This is a genomic window from Azospirillum sp., assembly GCF_050789165.1.
Map to the genome: position 1 here is coordinate 1 of NZ_JBOZRT010000083.1, position 17,069 is coordinate 17,069.

Annotated in this window: 16 protein-coding genes and 1 pseudogene; 12 read left to right on the forward strand and 5 right to left on the reverse strand. The window is 69.3% G+C overall.

Features of this window, described 5'->3' with window-relative positions:
• Window positions 1-529, reverse strand: a pseudogene (locus ACRWK7_RS18135) (NAD(P)(+) transhydrogenase (Re/Si-specific) subunit alpha); the annotation flags it as partial.
• Window positions 530-815: 286 nt separating this feature from the next.
• On the opposite strand from ACRWK7_RS18135, the gene ACRWK7_RS18140 reads away from it, so the two are divergent.
• The gene (locus tag ACRWK7_RS18140) at window positions 816-1,064 is read left to right on the forward strand and encodes a DUF2312 domain-containing protein (protein WP_109119624.1); all 249 of its coding nucleotides are present in this window, start codon (window positions 816-818) and stop codon (window positions 1,062-1,064) included.
• A 17-nt stretch (window positions 1,065-1,081) separates the two neighbouring features.
• Here the strand turns inward: ACRWK7_RS18140 and ACRWK7_RS18145 are convergent, their stop codons facing one another.
• Window positions 1,082-1,723, reverse strand: a complete 642-nt coding sequence (locus ACRWK7_RS18145; protein ID WP_431857686.1) for a cation transporter — start codon at window positions 1,721-1,723, stop codon at window positions 1,082-1,084.
• Between the two features lie 195 nt (window positions 1,724-1,918).
• Here ACRWK7_RS18145 and ACRWK7_RS18150 point away from each other — a divergent pair, with 195 nt between their 5' ends.
• On the forward strand, window positions 1,919-2,359 hold the full coding sequence (locus tag ACRWK7_RS18150) for a CBS domain-containing protein (protein ID WP_431857687.1): 441 nt from the start codon (window positions 1,919-1,921) through the stop codon (window positions 2,357-2,359).
• Window positions 2,360-2,429: 70 nt separating this feature from the next.
• On the opposite strand, the gene ACRWK7_RS18155 is transcribed toward ACRWK7_RS18150, so the two are convergent.
• Complete coding sequence (locus tag ACRWK7_RS18155) at window positions 2,430-2,591, reverse strand: hypothetical protein (protein WP_431857688.1); 162 nt, start codon at window positions 2,589-2,591, stop codon at window positions 2,430-2,432.
• A 167-nt stretch (window positions 2,592-2,758) separates the two neighbouring features.
• Between ACRWK7_RS18155 and ACRWK7_RS18160 the strand changes: the two genes are divergently transcribed.
• From ACRWK7_RS18160 to ACRWK7_RS18175, 4 genes are all read left to right on the forward strand, one after another.
• Window positions 2,759-3,679, forward strand: coding sequence for a response regulator (locus ACRWK7_RS18160; protein ID WP_431857689.1), 921 nt, complete (start codon window positions 2,759-2,761; stop codon window positions 3,677-3,679).
• A 215-nt stretch (window positions 3,680-3,894) separates the two neighbouring features.
• Window positions 3,895-7,407 (forward strand): indolepyruvate ferredoxin oxidoreductase family protein, encoded by a 3,513-nt coding sequence (locus tag ACRWK7_RS18165; protein ID WP_431857690.1) that lies wholly within the window; start codon window positions 3,895-3,897, stop codon window positions 7,405-7,407.
• A 332-nt stretch (window positions 7,408-7,739) separates the two neighbouring features.
• A complete protein-coding gene (locus tag ACRWK7_RS18170) occupies window positions 7,740-8,261 on the forward strand; it encodes a ComEA family DNA-binding protein (protein WP_431857691.1) in 522 nt (173 codons plus the stop codon).
• Between the two features lie 71 nt (window positions 8,262-8,332).
• Window positions 8,333-8,806 carry a hypothetical protein gene (locus ACRWK7_RS18175; protein ID WP_431857692.1) on the forward strand — a complete coding sequence of 158 codons (474 nt, stop codon included), beginning with the start codon at window positions 8,333-8,335 and terminating at the stop codon, window positions 8,804-8,806.
• 7 nt (window positions 8,807-8,813) lie between these two features.
• On the opposite strand, the gene ACRWK7_RS18180 is transcribed toward ACRWK7_RS18175, so the two are convergent.
• Window positions 8,814-9,599: a Crp/Fnr family transcriptional regulator gene (locus tag ACRWK7_RS18180; protein WP_431857693.1), complete on the reverse strand. Its 786-nt coding sequence runs from the start codon at window positions 9,597-9,599 to the stop codon at window positions 8,814-8,816.
• A gap of 337 nt (window positions 9,600-9,936) precedes the next feature.
• Between ACRWK7_RS18180 and ACRWK7_RS18185 the strand changes: the two genes are divergently transcribed.
• From ACRWK7_RS18185 to ACRWK7_RS18200, 4 genes are all read left to right on the forward strand, one after another.
• Window positions 9,937-10,290: a hypothetical protein gene (locus ACRWK7_RS18185; RefSeq protein ID WP_431857694.1), complete on the forward strand. Its 354-nt coding sequence runs from the start codon at window positions 9,937-9,939 to the stop codon at window positions 10,288-10,290.
• Between the two features lie 67 nt (window positions 10,291-10,357).
• Window positions 10,358-12,163, forward strand: a complete 1,806-nt coding sequence (locus ACRWK7_RS18190; protein WP_431857695.1) for a M3 family oligoendopeptidase — start codon at window positions 10,358-10,360, stop codon at window positions 12,161-12,163.
• A gap of 81 nt (window positions 12,164-12,244) precedes the next feature.
• Window positions 12,245-12,637 (forward strand): bacteriohemerythrin, encoded by a 393-nt coding sequence (locus ACRWK7_RS18195; RefSeq protein WP_431857696.1) that lies wholly within the window; start codon window positions 12,245-12,247, stop codon window positions 12,635-12,637.
• A 70-nt stretch (window positions 12,638-12,707) separates the two neighbouring features.
• Entirely contained in the window at window positions 12,708-13,259 is a 552-nt protein-coding gene (locus ACRWK7_RS18200) for an NADPH-dependent FMN reductase (RefSeq protein ID WP_431857697.1), read from the forward strand.
• Here ACRWK7_RS18200 and ACRWK7_RS18205 read toward each other — a convergent pair.
• The gene (locus tag ACRWK7_RS18205) at window positions 13,256-13,993 is read right to left on the reverse strand and encodes an outer membrane protein (protein ID WP_431857698.1); all 738 of its coding nucleotides are present in this window, start codon (window positions 13,991-13,993) and stop codon (window positions 13,256-13,258) included. The two genes, ACRWK7_RS18200 and ACRWK7_RS18205, sit on opposite strands and share 4 nt — an antisense overlap.
• Before the next feature lie 104 nt (window positions 13,994-14,097).
• Between ACRWK7_RS18205 and ACRWK7_RS18210 the strand changes: the two genes are divergently transcribed.
• Together ACRWK7_RS18210 and ACRWK7_RS18215 are read left to right on the forward strand one after the other, a co-directional pair.
• Window positions 14,098-15,444 (forward strand): ABC1 kinase family protein, encoded by a 1,347-nt coding sequence (locus ACRWK7_RS18210; protein WP_431857699.1) that lies wholly within the window; start codon window positions 14,098-14,100, stop codon window positions 15,442-15,444.
• Between the two features lie 436 nt (window positions 15,445-15,880).
• Window positions 15,881-17,011, forward strand: a complete 1,131-nt coding sequence (locus ACRWK7_RS18215; protein WP_431857700.1) for a TylF/MycF/NovP-related O-methyltransferase — start codon at window positions 15,881-15,883, stop codon at window positions 17,009-17,011.
• Window positions 17,012-17,069 lie beyond the last annotated feature (58 nt).

Genomic DNA, 17,069 nt, shown 5'->3' on the forward strand with positions numbered 1-17,069 from the left:
AGGCGCGGGCCGGCTGCACGGTGCCGGCGGCGGTCATCATCATCGGGAAGCCGCGGGTGTACTCGCTGGCCGCGTCCACCACCGCCTTGTAGCCGGCCAGGTTGGCCTGGGAGGACAGCACGTCCATCACCTGCGCGCGGGTGATGCGCGGCATGAACTCCATCGCGAAGGCGTTCACCCCGGCGTCCGCGTAGGCCTTGACCGCGTCGCGGCTGGCGTGCGGGTTGAGGATGCCGAACAGCAGCGCGCCGCGCTTGATCAGCGCCAGCTCGTCCGCGCCGCCTTCCGCAGCGAGCAGCGGGCGCTGCACCTTCAGCACGATGTCGGCGTCCGCCAGGGCCGACTTGGCGTCCGGTGCGATGCTGGCGCCGGCGGCCTCGTAGGCGGCGTCGGTGACCGCGGCGCCGAGTCCGGCCCCGCTCTCGATCACGATGTCCAGCCCCAGCGCCTTGAGTTTCTTCACCGTCTCCGGAGACGCCGCGACGCGGGCCTCGTTCGGGCGCCGTTCCTTGGGTATGGCGACCTTCATTCTTGTTTCCCCTTCCCCGAATGTGCTGGTCGAAAGCAATTCGCTCGCTGATTAGGCATGTTTGCCGCAATCCATGCGGCTTGTGAAGCGCCCCCCGCGCCACACAACCCGGATTCCGGCCGGTTTCTCACACCGTGGCAACCCGCGCGATCCGACTTTCGTTGGATTGGCACACGGACGCTCCGTCCGTGACAAGCGAACCGAAAGCTGCACCGGCCCTTGCGAAGGCCGGGGTGCGCCGATATCGTCGCCGCTCCAAAAGACACCGGTTCAGGGGTTAGCCATCATGTCCGACGTCGGCGGCATCGCCGTGGATCGCCTGCGCTCCTTCATCGAGCGCATCGAGCGCCTGGAGGAGGAGAAAAAGGGCCTCCAGGACGACATCAAGGAAGTGTACGCCGAGGCCAAGGGCACCGGCTTCGACGCCAAGATCATGCGGCAGATCGTCCGGCTGCGCAAAATGGACAAGGCCGACCTGCAGGAACAGGAAGCCATCCTGGAGCTCTACAAGCAGGCCCTGGGCATGGGCGAGTGACGCGGGCGGCGCCGGGTCTAGCGACTCGGCGCCCCGCGCGCCGCGCGCAGCTCGCCGGCCGCCTGCAGCAGGATCGACGCCGCGGCGTTGAGCGACAGCCCGGCGATTCCCACGGCGACGATCAGGTCGGGCCAGCCCGTCCCGGTGGTCCACACCCCGGCCGCCGCCATCATCACCGCCACGTTGGCCAGCGCGTCGTTGCGCGAGCACAGCCAGACCGACCGCACGGTGGCACCGCCGCGCCGTCCGGCGAACAGCAGCGCCGCCACCGAGACGTTGGCCGCCAGCGCCAGCAGCCCGACCAGGCTCATCACCGGGGCGTCCGGCACCACGCCGGATGCGGCGTTCGACACCGCGCTGCCCAGCACCCACAGCCCCAGGCCCCCCAGCGACAGCCCCTTGGCCAGCGCCGCCCAGGACCGCCACTCCAGCGCCCGGCCGAGCACCCACAGGCTGATGCCGTAGTTGGCCGCGTCGGCCAGGAAGTCCAGCGCGTCGGCGCGCAGCGCCATGGAGTCGGCCTGCACGCTCGCCGCCATCTCGACCACGAACATCAGCGCGTTGACCAGCAGCGCCAGACGCAGGACGCGCCGGTAGTCCACCGGACGGTTCGCCGGGCCGCCGCCCGTCCCGCACGACCCACCGCAGCACCCGCCCATCGCCCGCTCCTTCCCGCCACGCCGTTCCGGCCGCGAGGATAGGCGCGCCCGGACCGGGCGTCCAGGCCAGCCCATTAGAAATTTGTAATCTTGCAAATCTGTTCGCGCCGTTGCGGTGCGGGGGCGGCACTCTAGATGATCAAGGAGCCGATCATCCGCGCAGCAAGCACCTGCCATCCAGGGGGAGCGAACGCCATGAGCACCATCGCCGACGTCTTGGGCACCAAGGGCCACACCATCGTCTCGATCCTGCCGAACGACACCGTGGCGGACGCCGCCCGGATACTGACCGAGAAGCGCATCGGCGCGCTGGTGGTGCGCGACCGGCGCGGCAAGCTGGTGGGCATCCTGTCGGAGCGCGACATCGTCCGCGCCATCGCCGATCACGGCGACGAGGCGCTGGAGGACCGCGTCGAGGACCTGATGACCAAGGAGGTCCGCACCTGCACGCCGACGGACTCCATCAAGGACCTGATGCAGATGATGACCCTGCGCCGCCACCGCCACGTGCCGGTGTGCAACGAGGTGGGCGACCTCGTCGGCATCGTCTCCATCGGCGACGTGGTAAAGGCCCGCCTGAACGAGCAGGCGCACGAGGTGGCGGTGCTGCGGGACCTGACGCTGGTGAAGGGGTAAGCGGATCACTCGCCCCACCCCGGCCTCCCCGCCTCGCAGGGGAGGTCCCGGGTGGGGACGACACCTCACATCACCCCGGCTTCCCCTCCTCCGTGTAATCCCCCGTGGATACCCCCATGCCGCGCCCGGCGCGGCCGGGGGTAACCGGGCCGCCGCCTTCGGACCCCATATCGGGGATGCGGGTGTTCTGTACGGTCTGCCCCGCGCGCCCGCGGTCGTCCTGATCGGCCATGCCGTCCTCCCAATGCGGTCTCCACCCGGCCACCATCCTCACCGGGCGGGAGTTCCTCCCGGCGAGCCGGCCGGGAATGGCGCTAACCCCTCTCCCCGCCCTGCACCCGCGGCCTCCACCGACGATATTCCCGCTCGACGATGAACGACCGAGCGAACCGACGGCCCATGACCCCGCGCACCCTCGCCCGCATGAAGATCCTTGTCGCCGACGACAACGCGCTGCTGCGCCGCGGCCTGAAGGAGATGCTGAGCCTGTGGGGCGTCGGCCGCGTGGTCACCGCCGGCGACGGCTCGGAAGCGCGTGCGTTGCTGTGCAGCGAGCCCATCGACCTCGTGGTCACCGACTGGGTGATGGCGCCGGTGGACGGGGCGGCGTTGTTGCGCTGGATCCGTCACGCGCCGGACAGCCCGCGTCCCGACCTGCCGGTGATCGTGCTGACCGCCCAGGCCGACGTGCCCACCGTCCGCGCCGCCTGGGACGCCGGAGCGGACGCGGTGCTGGCCAAGCCGGTCTCCGCCGTGGTCATCGCCCGCCGGATCGAGGCGGTGCTGCGCCAGCCCCGCCGCCCGGCTCCCGCCGCCCCGCACGCCGCCCCGCCCACGCCCGCCGGAGAGGCGCTGTTCCCGCAGGTCGCCGGGTCCGAGGCGCCTCGCCTCTCCGTCGCCCCCGGCACGCCGGCCGAGCGCGAACGCCGGCTGCGCCTGCTGCTCGCGCTGGACCGGTTGGAGGGCGTGCTCGACCGCCCCGCCCCGAACCTCGCCGCGCTGCGCATCGTCACCGCCGACCTGCAGCACGCCGCCGCCGGCGACCCGCTGCTGGAGGAGATCGCCCGTTCGCTGGCGCGCTGCGTCACCCGGGTGGACCCGTTCGTGCCGGCCTTCCTCGACACGCTCCGGGCGCACCACGCCGGCCTGCGCTGGCTGGTGACGCGCGAGGGCGACGCCACCGTCGCCGACGCCAGCCTCGCCGCCTGCCTCGCCGCCGGGGTGGACTCGCTGATCGAGCGCCACCCCATCGTCGAGGGCACGATGTGGGAGGAGTCGGAGGCCCCGCGCCCGCCGCGCGGCCCTCGGCTGCTCGGCTGAGCCACCCCCGGCGCGGATAGTCCGGACCGGTAATTTCCGTTCGCCCAGCGAATCCCTATATTGAAAATCGACGGAGACGCGTCCGCCGACCGTTCCTTGCTTTTTCACGCGGCACCCCGGCCGGCGATGGACTGATACGACAGCGGCTATTACCTTTCTGTCAGTTGAACAAAGAGCGCGCGACCGTCCGGCGCGCCGATTCGGGGATGGAAAGCATGGCTCTCGCCACCGTGACTCTCGAGGACAAGTACGCGCTCGAGCAGGGGCGCGTGTACCTCACCGGCACCCAGGCGCTGGTGCGCCTGCCGATGATGCAGCGCCAGCGCGACCTCGCCGCCGGGCTGAACACCGGCTGCTTCATTTCGGGCTACCGCGGCTCGCCGCTCGGCGGGCTGGACCAGAACCTGTGGAACGCCCGCAAGTTCCTGGAGAAGAACCACATCGTCTTCCAGCCCGGCGTGAACGAGGAACTGGGCGCCACCGCGGTGTGGGGCAGCCAGCAGGTCGGCATGTTCCCCGGCGCCAAGTACGACGGCGTCTTCGCCATGTGGTACGGCAAGGGGCCGGGCGTCGACCGCTCCGGCGACGTGTTCAAGCACGCCAACGGCGCCGGCACCTCGCGCCACGGCGGCGTGCTGGTGCTGGCCGGCGACGACCACAACTGCAAGTCCTCGACCTTCCCGCACCAGTCCGAACACGCCTTCATGCACGCCATGATCCCGGTGCTGAACCCGGCCAGCGTGCAGGAGATCCTCGACTACGGCCTGATCGGCTGGGCGATGAGCCGGTATTCCGGCTGCTGGATCGCCATGAAGACCATCGCCGAGACGGTGGACACCTCCGCCTCGGTGACCGTCGATCCGCACCGCGTGCACCCCATCCTGCCCGAGGACTTCCCCATCCCCATGGGCGGCCTCAACATCCGCTGGCCCGACCCGCCGCTGGAGCAGGAATTCCGGCTGATGAAGCACAAGCTGTACGCCGCCCTGGCGTTCGCGCGTGCCAACAAGCTGGACCAGGTGGTGATTTCCTCGCCGCGCCCGCGCTTCGGCATCGTCACCACCGGCAAGAGCTACCTGGACGTCCGCCAGGCCTTCGACGAGCTGGGCATCAGCGAGGAGATGGCCGCCGACCTGGGCATCACCGTCTACAAGGTGGCCATGCCCTGGCCGCTGGAGCGCGAGGGCGCCCGCCACTTCTGCGAAGGCCTGGAGGAGGTGATCGTCGTCGAGGAGAAGCGCGCGGTCATCGAGAACCAGCTGAAGGAGCAGCTCTACAACTGGCATCCGGACGTCCGCCCGCGCGTCGTCGGCAAGTTCGACGAGCACGGCGAGTGGATCCTCCCCTCCGCCGGCGAGCTGTCGCCGGCGCAGATCGCCGTGGTGATCGGCCGCCGCCTGCTGCGCTTCATCGACAACGAGCGGATCAAGCAGCGCGTCGCTTTCCTCGACGCCCAGGAGAAGCAGAAGGCGCACGTCGCGCGCATCGTGCGCAAGCCGACCTTCTGCTCCGGCTGCCCGCACAACACGTCCACCGTGGTGCCCGAGGGCAGCCGCGCCTTGGGCGGCATCGGCTGCCACTACATGGCGACGTGGCTCGACCGCCGCACCGACACCTTCACCCAGATGGGCGGCGAGGGCGTGCCGTGGGTCGGCCAGGCGCCCTTCACCGAGGAGAAGCACCTGTTCGCCAACCTCGGCGACGGCACCTACTACCACTCCGGCATCCTGGCGATCCGGCAGGCGATCGCCGCCAAGGTGAACATCACCTACAAGGTGCTGTTCAACGACGCCGTCGCCATGACCGGCGGCCAGCCGCTGGACGGCACGCTGACCGTCTCCTCGCTCGCCAAGCAGCTGACCGCCGAGGGGGTGAAGCGCATCGTCGTCGTCTCCGACCAGCCGGAGAAGTACGGCCCCGAGTCCGGCCTGCCGCCCTTCACCGCGGTCGAGCACCGCGACGACCTCGACCGCGTGCAGAAGGACCTGCGCGAGGAGGGCGGCGTCACCATCCTGATCTACGACCAGACCTGCGCCACCGAGAAGCGCCGCCGCCGCAAGCGCGGCAAGATGCCGGACCTCGCCAAGCGCACGGTCATCAACGAGCTGGTCTGCGAGGCGTGCGGCGACTGCTCGGTCAAGTCCAACTGCGTGTCGGTGATCCCGGTGGACACCGAGTTCGGCCGCAAGCGGCAGATCGACCAGTCCACCTGCAACAAGGACTTCTCCTGCGTGAAGGGCTTCTGCCCGAGCTTCGTCACCATCGAGGGCGGCCAGCTGCGCAAGCCGAAGCCGGCGGCGAAGGCCGGGGTGGACGCCGCCCACCTGTTCCCGGGCCTGCCCGACCCCGTCCTGCCCTCCATCGACGAGCGGCCGTGGAGCATATACATCACCGGCGTCGGCGGCACCGGCGTGGTGACGGTGGGGGCGCTGCTCGGCATGGCCGCGCATATCGAGGGCAAGGGCGTCGGCGTGCTCGACATGACCGGGCTGGCCCAGAAGGGCGGCGCGGTGACCAGCCACATCCGCATCGGCAAGGCGCCGGAGGACATCCACTCCGTCCGCATCGCCGCCGGCGGCGCCGACGCCGTGGTGGCCTGCGACGTGGTGGTGGCCGCCGCCGGCGACGGCCTGTCGAAGATGGTGGCCGGCCGCACCCGCGCCGTGGTCAACACGCACGAGCTGATCACCGCCGACTTCACCAAGCAGCGCGACCTGACGGTGCCGGTCGGCGACCTCGTCGGTGACATCGCGCAGGCCTGCGGCGGCATGGACCGCGTCGCCGCGGTGGACGCCACCGGGCTGGCGACCAGCCTGCTCGGCGACAGCATCGCGTCCAATCCGTTCATGCTCGGCTACGCGTGGCAGAAGGGCCTGATCCCGCTGTCGGCGGAGGCGCTGCTGAAGGCCATCGAGCTGAACGGCGCCGCGGTGGAGATGAACAAGCAGGCCTTCCTCTGGGGCCGCCGCGCCGCCCACGACCAGACGGCCGTCGAGGCCGCGGCGGTCCCGGCGGAGAGCCTGGGCACCGCCCCCATCGACGAGCAGCGCCGCCTGTCCGAGACCCTGGACGAGATGATCGAGCGCCGCACGCGCTTCCTCACCGAGTACCAGGACGCCGCCTACGCCTCGCGCTATCACGCGACGGTGGATTGGACGCGCCGCGTCGAGGGGCAGAAGGTCCCCGGCTCGACCGTGCTGACCGAGGCGGTGGCGCGGTCGCTGTTCAAGCTGATGGCCTACAAGGACGAGTACGAGGTGGCGCGCCTCTACACCGACACCGGCTTCTTCGAGAAGCTGGACCGGATGTTCGAGGGGGATTGGAAGGTCAAGTTCCACCTCTCCCCGCCGGTGCTCGGCCAGACCGGCGAGGACGGCACCGGCGAGCCGAAGAAGAAGGAATTCGGCCCGTGGATGCGCAAGGCCATGGTCTGGCTGGCCAAGGGCAAGCGCCTGCGCGGCACGCCGCTCGATCCGTTCGGCTGGCTGCCGGAGCGCAAGATGGAGCGCCAGCTCATCGCGGAGTTCGAGGCGACGGTGGGCGAGATGCTGACGAAGCTCGACCGCGGCAACCTCGGCCTCGCGGTGGAGATCGCCAAGCTGCCGATGGACATCCGCGGCTACGGTCCGGTCAAGGAGCGCAACCTCACCGCCGCCAAGGCCCGCGAGGCGGACCTGCTCAGCGCCTTCCGCGCCCCGGCCACGCCGCAGCCGATGGCGGCGGAGTAAAGGGAGAAGGTCTCGCGCCGGGCTCCCACCCGACCCTCTCCAGCGAAGCGAGGGGGTTGGGAGGGAGCCCGGCGCGAAGACCTCCCAGGGAACCCCTGCACGCGCTTTTCAAGCGATTGCGCCATTGCCGGTTCGGGCTTGATCGTGCTAGGATGAAAATCCTCAAGGGGCGTACTGCGCCGACACCCGGGATGGCGTACTGAACAGCCCCTGCACACTGTTCCATAGTGTTCCATTCCGTTCCATAAGCGCCCCGCGCCTCACCACCGAGCGTGAGCTTGGGAACACGAGCGTGGTCTCCGGGTTTTTCTTGAAAAGCCGGAGGATTTCCCATGCCGAGCAAGACCACGAAGACGACCAAGGACACCGAACAGAAGAAGAAGACCGCGGCGAAGGCCGCCAAGCCCAAGCGCGCCGCGGCAAAATCTGCGACCGCCAAGCCTGCCGCCGCCAAACCTGCCGCCGCCAAGAAATCCCCCACCCGGGCCACCCCCAAAGCGGCACCCGAGAAGACGACCATCGTCGATACGGTGCGCGCGGTGGTCGATGCCGCGGCGGCCATCGTCGGTGCGGCGGTGACGGTGAACGCCGCCCTCGGCCCGAAGAAGGGCAAGACCGCCAGGAAGGTCAGCAAGGTGCTCGACACCGCCGCCGGCGTGACCGCCGCGGCCGTGGCGCTGGTCGACCTGAACCGGGCCGCGCCGGACGCCCTGGCGTCGCTGAAGGGCATCGGGCCGAAGCGCGCGCAGAAGATCGTCGAATCCCGCCCCTTCCAGGCGGTGGACGACCTGACGGCCCGCAAGCTGCTGCCGAAGAAGGCGGTGGACGACCTGCGCGAGCGGCTGAGCGTGTAAGGACGGGCGCCTGACCAGGGTCAAGGCGCCGGCCGGCGGAGGCGGGCACGATGCCGGGCAAAGGAACCCCGATGCCCAGACGCTTCGTCATCGCCCCGCTGTCCGCCGCCCACATCGACCAGGCCTTCCCGGTCGTGCAACCGCTGCGCCCCGGCTTCACGCCCGCGCAGTGGCGCGCCCTGGCCGCGCCGTTCACCGAAACCGGGGACACGCGTGGCGTCATCGCGTGCCGCATGGGCACCGGCCACATCCGTGGCCTGTTCTGCTACGCGCTGGACGAGACGGGGGTGTTGCGGGTCGGCCCGTTCGCGGTGGCCGGCCTGTTCGACGCGCCCGCGACCGCCGACGGCCTGATCGAAGCGGCCGGTCAGCTGGCGCACCGGCTGGGCGCCGGCCGCATCGTGGTGGACCGCGGCGCCCTGGCGGTCATCGCGGTGCCGCACTGCGACTTGGTGGAGCTGTTCGCCCACCGCGGCTACCGCCTGGAGGGCGACGCGCTGGTCGGCGAGGGCGCGGTGAGCGCCCCCGTAGCGGCAACGGCCTGAGCGGAGGCTACGCCGCCCGCCCGGCCATGTCCGACAGGGCGTCGGGGTTGAGCAGGCGGATGCGGTCGGCCGCCACGCGCTCGATCAGGCCGGCGTCCTCCAGCTTGCGGAACTGCCGCGACAGCGTCTCCGGCCGCAGGCCGAGGTAGGCGCTCATGTCGGTCTTCTGCATCGGCAGGAAGACGGTCGGCTGCGGATCCTTCTCCGCGCCCTCCGCACGGCGCGCCAGCGCCAGCAGGAACGAGCCGATGCGCTCCGCCGCGTTCTTGCAGCCGAGCAGCAGGATCTGGTCCTGCGCCGCCGTCAGCTCGATGGAGGTCATGGCCAGCAGCCGCCCCTGCAGGTGCGGGTGGCGCGCCATCATGGTGCTCAGTCCGGTGCGCGGGAAGCGGCAGACGGTGGCCGCGGTGATCGTCTCGGCGGTGTAGGCGAAGCTGTCGCCATAGGACAGCCCGATCATATCGCCGGCGCTGGCGAAGCCGGTGATCTGCTGCCGCCCGTCGGGGAGCATCTTGAAGAGCTTCAGCATGCCGGACATCACCGTGTAGACGGCATCGGCGTGCTCGCCCTCGTGGATCACCGGCAGGCCGGAGGCCAGCACCCGGCTGCGCGAGATCGCGGCCAGCCCGGACAGCTCGGCCGCGCTCAGCGCCGCGCACATCCCCTTGGCGCGGGCTTGGCAGGAGGAGCAGAACGTCTGCGTCCGGGCGGCGGGCTGCGCGCCGACCGCGACCCCGCTGGTCATCGCGCGCCGCGCGCCGGCATCCTCGTTCGAGCCGACCGAAAACAGCATGTCACCCTCCAAGCCTTCCGCATCCGATCGCAGCACCGATGATCGGGCTAATGTCGTATGCTATTGGGCAGAGGGTATGGGGATGCTGCGGCTTCAAACAGTGATTCAGATCAATTGTTCGACAGGATTGGTGCAGCGCAAAACAGCATTTCCCTATTTCTTGATAATAGTCAATAATTTTTCCGGCATACTTCTGGTTCTGGCCCGCCCGCTTCCGAATACCCCTATTCCATCAGAGGCGATGCGCTGGCCGATCCCGACCCGCCCCACACGCCGGGCTGGTCAATCGGCGCCATTCCCTCTACAGGAGAGATAGCTCCGCCCCGCTCCGGCCTGCATGTCCCAGAATCCGCCCATCGCCGGCATCCGCCCGATCCTCTCCGTCGTGCACCCGAACGGCGAGCGGCTGATCGTGGCGCGGCTGACCAACGCCGGGGCGAGCAGCCAGTCCAACCGCTTCGTGCTGCGCCGGGTCGATCTGCGCACGCCGTGGGAGCAGCCGGACAACGGCTATTTCGGTTACGCCGAGGTCGCCCGCGCGCTGGACGCCCAGGGCTGGCGCGGCTGCCGCATCGAGGCGATGCCGACCACCGACCCCGACGAGCGGCGCGCCCGCACGCTGGCCAAGCGCAAGCTGCACATGCAATGCGTGGACGCCGCCATCCGCCGCGTGCAGGAGGCGGGCGGCTGACGCGCGGCTTTCCATCGCCGGCCGCTCCGCCTATATCGGGAAGGTCGCCCTTCTGAGAGGATTCCGCATGTTCCGCAGCGCCGCCCTGGACAACGCCGCCGGCCCCGACCTGGGGACGCTTCCCACCTGGGACCTGCGCGACCTCTATCCGGGGATGGACTCGCCCGAGCTGAAGGCCGACCTCGTGCGCATGGAGGGCGAGGCCAAGGCGTTCCACGAGGCCTACGCCGGCCGCGTCGCCAGCCTCGACGGCGACACGCTGGCCCGCGCCGTGCGCGAGTACGAGCGGATCGACGAGGTGCTCTCCCGCGCCATGTCCTACGCCGGGCTCGTCTATTCCGGCAACATGGCCGACCCGGAGATCGGCAAGTTCTACCAGTCGGCGCAGGAGCGGGTGAACGGCATCTCCACCCACCTCGTCTTCTTCACGCTGGAGATCAACCGCATCGACGAGGACGCCCTGCAGTCGCGCGTCCGCGCGTCGAAGGACCTCGCCCACTACGCGTCCTGGATCCGCGACGTGCGGCTGTATCGCGAGCACCAGCTCTCCGACGAGCTGGAGCGGCTGCTGCACGAGAAGCACGTGGTCGGCCGCGCCGCCTGGAACCGCCTGTTCGACGAGACCATCGCCGGCCTGCGCTTCCCCATGGGAGGCAAGGACCTGACCTGCGCCGAGGCGCTGAACAAGCTGTCCGACCGCGACGCGGGCGTGCGCCGCGAGGCCGGGCAGGTGGTGGGCCGCGTGCTGGGCGACAACATCCGCCTGTTCGCGCTGGTCACCAACACCCTGGCGAAGGACAAGGAGATCGAGGACAAGTGGCGGAACTACCCGACGCCGGTGTCCGCCCGCAACCTGTCCAACCGTGTCGAGGACGAGGTGGTGGAGGCGCTCGTCGCCGCCGTCAAGCAGGCGTACCCGAGCCTGTCGCACCGCTACTACAAGCTGAAGGCCAAGTGGTTCGGGCAGACGCACCTGGATTATTGGGACCGCAACGCGCCGCTGCCCGACGACAGCGACCGCACCATCCCCTGGTCTGAGGCGCGCGACCTCGTGCTCGGCGCCTACGGGCGCTTCTCGCCGGAGCTGGCGTCCTACGGCAAGCGCTTCTTCGACAACCCGTGGATCGACGCGCCGGTGCGCCCCGGCAAGGCGCCGGGCGCCTTCGCCCACCCGACGGTGCCCAGCGCGCACCCCTACCTGCTGGTCAACTACCAGGGCAAGACGCGCGACGTGATGACGCTGGCGCACGAGCTGGGGCACGGCGTGCACCAGATCCTCGCCGGCCGGCAGGGGCACCTGATGTCGGACACGCCGCTGACGCTGGCCGAGACCGCGTCGGTGTTCGGCGAGATGCTGACCTTCCGCGCCCTGCTGGACAGCGAGACCGACCCCAAGCGCCGCAAGATCATGCTGGCCTCGAAGGTCGAGGACATGCTGAACACCGTGGTCCGCCAGATCGCCTTCTTCGACTTCGAGACCAAGGTCCACACCGAGCGCCGCGACGGCGAGCTGACGCCGGAACGCCTGGGCGAGATCTGGATGGGCGTGCAGACCGACAGCCTGGGCCCGGCGCTGCGCTTCGACGAGGGCTACCGCAACTACTGGGCCTACATCCCGCACTTCGTCCACTCGCCGTTCTACGTGTACGCGTACGCGTTCGGCGACTGCCTCGTGAACTCGCTGTACGCCGTGTACCAGGAATCCGACGCCGGCTTCGCCAAGCGCTATCTGGCGATGCTGGAGGCCGGCGGAACGCTGCGCCACAAGGACCTGCTGGCGCCGTTCGGACTCGACGCCACGGACCCGGCGTTCTGGCAGAAGGGCCTGGGCGTGATCCGCGGCTTCCTCGACGAACTCGAGAAGGCCGGCTGATCGCGCCACGGTTTGACATAAGTCAAGAAGCTCCCGCAATGCGGTGGTAGCGTGCCCCCCGAATTCCCTTTCGGAGGGCATATGACCACCCTTTCCTGGGACGACAGCATGAAGGTCGGCAACGCCGTGATGGACGCCGACCATCAGGAGTTCGTCGAGCTTCTGGCCGTCACCGCCCGTGCGGACGACGCCGAGTTCCCGGCCCTCTTCGGCAAGATCGCCACCCACCTGCGCGAGCATCTGGGCCGCGAGGAGGAGCTGATGCGGCAGCACGGCTTCCCGCCCTACCCCATCCACAAGCACGAGCACGACCGCGTGCGGCTGGAGCTGGAAGGGATCGAGAAGCGGCTGGCCGCCGGCAACCTCATGCTCGCCCGGGGCTACGTGGGCGAGGCGCTGCCGGACTGGTTCGTCGCCCACAAGAACACCATGGACAGCGCCACCGCCGGCTGGATCAGGGCGCAGGGCGGCTGACCGTCTTCCCCCCTTGCCAAGACGCCCTGCCCGCCCCATCCCTCTTTCGGAGCGGCAAGGGGAGGGCGGCATGGCGGCACCGGTGCGGGTTCTTGGGTTCGCGGGCTCGTTGCGCAGGGGATCGTTCAACCGCGCCCTGCTGCGCCTTGCCGTCGAGGCGGCGCCCGAGGGTCTGGAGATCGACGTCTTCGACATCGCCCCGATCCCGCTCTACAACGGCGACGTCGAGGCCGCCGGCTTTCCGGAGCCGGTGCAGGCCTTTCGCGAGCGCATCCGCGCCGCCGACGCGCTGCTGATTGCGTGTCCCGAGTACAACTACTCCATGCCCGGCGTGCTGAAGAACGCCATCGACTGGGCGTCGCGCGGCGCCGACCAGCCCTTCGCCGGCAAGCCGCTGGCGATCATGGGCGCCGGCGGCGGGCTGGGCACCGGGCGCTCGCAGTACCATCTGCGCCAGACCTGCGTGTACCTGGACATGCACCCGCTGAACAAGCCGGAGGTGCTGGTCCGCGCGGCCGAATCCTTCAACCCCGACGGCTCGCTGAAGGACGAGGCGGTGCGCGGCAGGGTGGTGGCGCTGCTGACCGCGCTGGCGGCGTGGACGCGGCGGCTGCAGGGCTAGAACCCGTACCGCATCCCCACGCTCACCCCGTGCGCACGCAGGCGCGCCTCCGTGCCGTCGATGGCGAGGGTGCGCCAGGCGCCGCGGCGCAGCCGCGGGGCGTCACCATTCTCGGTCTCCATCGTGCCGAAATCGGTGTAGCGGTAGGCGACGTCCAGCGTCAGCCCGCCGCCCAGCGCGATCCCCGTGCCGGCGGTCAGCTGCCACGCCAGGGACGTGCGCCGGCCGGACGGCGTCCACACCCGCTGGTCCAGCGACGGGAAGGACAGCGCCACCCCGTCCAGCCGGTTGTGCGACACGCCGATGCCGGCGCCGACGTACGGCTCGAACCAGCCCAGCGCGGGCAGGTCCAGGTAGGCGTTCGCCATGCCGGTGAGGGTGCGCGCCTTGGCGTTCATGGGCTCGTCCTCGCCGGGCAGGAAGTTGGCGTGGCCGTCGAAGCGCCAGCCCGGCCGGTAGGTGAGCGTGGCGTCCAGCCGCAGCCATGGCGCCACCCGGTAGCCCACCCCGGCGCCGAAGCCGGTGCTGCTCCCGAAGTCCCCCGCCCCGCGCGCCGCGCAGCCGTAGAGCGGCACGCGGGCCGGGTCGGTGCCGTCGCAGGTCCAGTCGTGGAAGGCGGTGGAGCGGGACCAATCCCGCGACAGGTCGGCGCGCAGGTACCAGCCGCTCTCCGCCGCCGCCGCGGGACCGGTTGCGAAGACCGCGGCGAGCGCCGCCAGTGCCGGACCCTTCATGCCCTTCCCTCCCCTTTATCGGCGGGCAGCCTGCCGAAGCGGCCGCGGCCGGTCAAGGCGGCGACACTGGTCCGGCGCCGCCCGCGTCCCCACATTAGGGCGCCATGGCAAAATCCGAAGAGAACACGCTGGGCGGGCGGATCGCGCGGTACGCGCGGGTCGGCACCGCCGTCGGCGGGCTCGCCGCCCGCTTCGCCGGGGAGCGCGTGCTCGGCATCCCCATCGAGCGCCAGCGCCACGCCGAGGAGCTGCGCGCCGCGCTCGGCGGGCTGAAGGGCCCGCTGATGAAGGTGGCGCAGATCCTCTCCACCATCCCCGACGCCCTGCCGCGCGAGTACGTGGCGGAGCTGTCGCAGCTCCAGGCCGACGCGCCGTCGATGGGCTGGCCCTTCGTCAAACGCCGCATGCAGGCGGAGCTGGGGCCCTCCTGGCAGGCGAAGTTCCGCAGCTTCGAGCACGCGGCCGCCGCCGCCGCCTCGCTGGGGCAGGTGCACAAGGCGGTGGACCATGAGGGCCGGGCGCTGGCCTGCAAGCTGCAGTACCCCGACATGGCCTCGGCCGTGGAGGCGGACCTGCGCCAGCTCCAGCTGATCTTCGCCATCTTCGAGCGGTCGGACAGCGCCATCTCGACCCGGCAGATCCACGCGGAGATCGGCGCCCGCCTGCGCGAGGAGCTGGACTACGACCTGGAGGGCCGGCACGCCGGGCTGTACCGGGCCATGCTGGCCGACACGCCGGGCGTCCACGTGCCGGCGGTGGTGCACGGGCTGTCCACCAGGCGGCTGCTGACGCTGGAGTGGGTGGAGGGCCGGCGCATCCTCGACTTCGTCAAGGATCACCCGGAAAGCCGCGACGAGCTGGCGATGAACATGTTCCGGGCGTGGTACGTGCCGTTCTACTTCTACGGCGTCATCCACGGCGACCCGCACCTGGGGAACTACACGGTGCGGCCGGACCGCTCGATCAACCTGCTGGACTTCGGCTGCGTCCGCGTCTTCCACCCCAGCTTCGTCAAGGGCGTCATCGACCTCTACAACGCGCTGCGCGCCGGCGACCAGGACGCTGCGGTGGAGGCCTACCGCACCTGGGGCTTCGTGAACCCGTCGAAGGAGCTGGTGGAGGTCCTCAACATCTGGGCGCGCTTCGTCTACGCCCCGATCATGGAGGACCGCACCCGCCGCATCGAGGAGACCAACGCCGGCCACTACGGCCGCGAGACGGCGGAGAAGGTGCACGCCGAGCTTAGGCGCGTCGGCGGCGTCGAGGTGCCGCGCGAGTTCGTCTTCATGGACCGGGCGGCCATCGGCCTGGGTTCGGTCTTCCTGCACCTGAACGCCGAGGTGAACTGGTTCCGCCTCTTCCAGGACCTAATCAAGGACTTCGACGTGGGCGCGCTGGAGCGCCGGCAGACGGGGGCGCTGACCGCGCACGGGGTGCCGCTGCCGGCGTGAGGGGAGCCGCGGCGGCGAATGGAACGGTTTGGAACACCGTGAAACAGTGTGCGGGGCGTGTTCACTTCACCATTCCCCCTTGCGCCCCGAACCGCCCGCGGGCCGTTGCCGGCCCAACCGTGAGCGTGGCATATCGACACGAACAATTCAAGAACATTCGGGGCACGAGGGATTCCACCACAAGGCGGAACGCGCTTGGACTCCCTCAACGCCGGACGACCGTCCGTGTGGACCGTCACGCCGGCGCCACCGGCGGTGTCGGCTTGCGCATCGATGATGGACGTGAAACCGGCTTGGACATGCGCGACATTGTATCCCCGCATCTTCCTTGTGCTCGTGCAAGAGCCGCCCGCATAATCGCCGCCATCCTCACCATGGAATATCGTTCATTCGATGAACGTCCATGTCCACGAGATCTGAAATGGGGCGCCGGTAAATGGACATGTCGTTGGAAGATATGATGTCGCTCGCCGTCAAGGCCCACAATGAGGGACGTTACTCGGAGGCGGAGCGGCTGTATCGCGATATTCTGAATGAACAGCCATACAATGCAGGCTGCATGAACAATCTTGGCATGATCGTTGGTGGGGATGAAGCTATTTCCCTTTTTGAGAAGGCAATCTCTATAGCGCCGCAGGAGCCAAACACCTATGTGAACCTGGGGTACGCCTATGTAGGGCGTGAACGCTGGGGCGAAGCGGCGGTCTGCTTTGAGCATGCGCAAGAGCGCGGCCAAACGACGATACCGAACATCCAGGATGTTATCGACCGATGCCGCAGGGATGCCATCCTTAGTTCAAAAGACAATTTCGTACAAAAATTTCCATGGACGTCGTTCCATCAGGAAGAAAACAAATCAAAGAGAATGGGGGAGAAGCTTGCCGATTATATTACGGCACTTCCGGGATCCGGCATCTTCGCCAGCGACACGCTCGTCACCTACGCCAGGAACCTGAGCTTCCTGAGCGACAGTGCGATGATGGCCGCGATCGACAAGAGCAAGGACCCGATTGCCCGTGGCTTGGCTTGGCGGACCGCGGTGCTGGTGTGGGCGGCCCGCAACGCGCTGAAGCTGGAAGGCGATTTCGTCGAGTGCGGGACCTACAAGGGCACCACCGCGCGCATCCTGTACGACACCATCGACATCGAATCCACGAACCGGACCCTGTGGCTGTACGACGTGTTCAACTGGTCCGAAGGTGATGCCCATCCCAGGCTCGACGGGCTGACCGACAGCCTGTACCAGAGCGTCCTCGACCTGTTCGAGGGAGCGACGCGCGTCCGGATCATCAAGGGCTACGTGCCCGAGAGCTTCAAGCAAGGGACGCCGGAGAAGATCTCGTTCCTCCACATCGACATGAACAACGTCCACGCGGAACTCGGCGCCCTGAACGAGCTGTGGGACCGCGTCGTGCCCGGGGCGATGGTCATTCTGGACGACTACGGCTGGCGCGGTGCCGACGGCAAGCATTCCGCCCAGAAGGTCGGCGAGGACAAGTTTTTCGCCGAACGCGGCTATCAGGTCCTGGAGCTGCCAACCGGGCAGGGAATCATCCTGAAGCTGTGATCGGCGCGGAGGCAAACCACAAGGCGTCGGAAAGCCGGGGGAACGGCGCCCCTCGGCT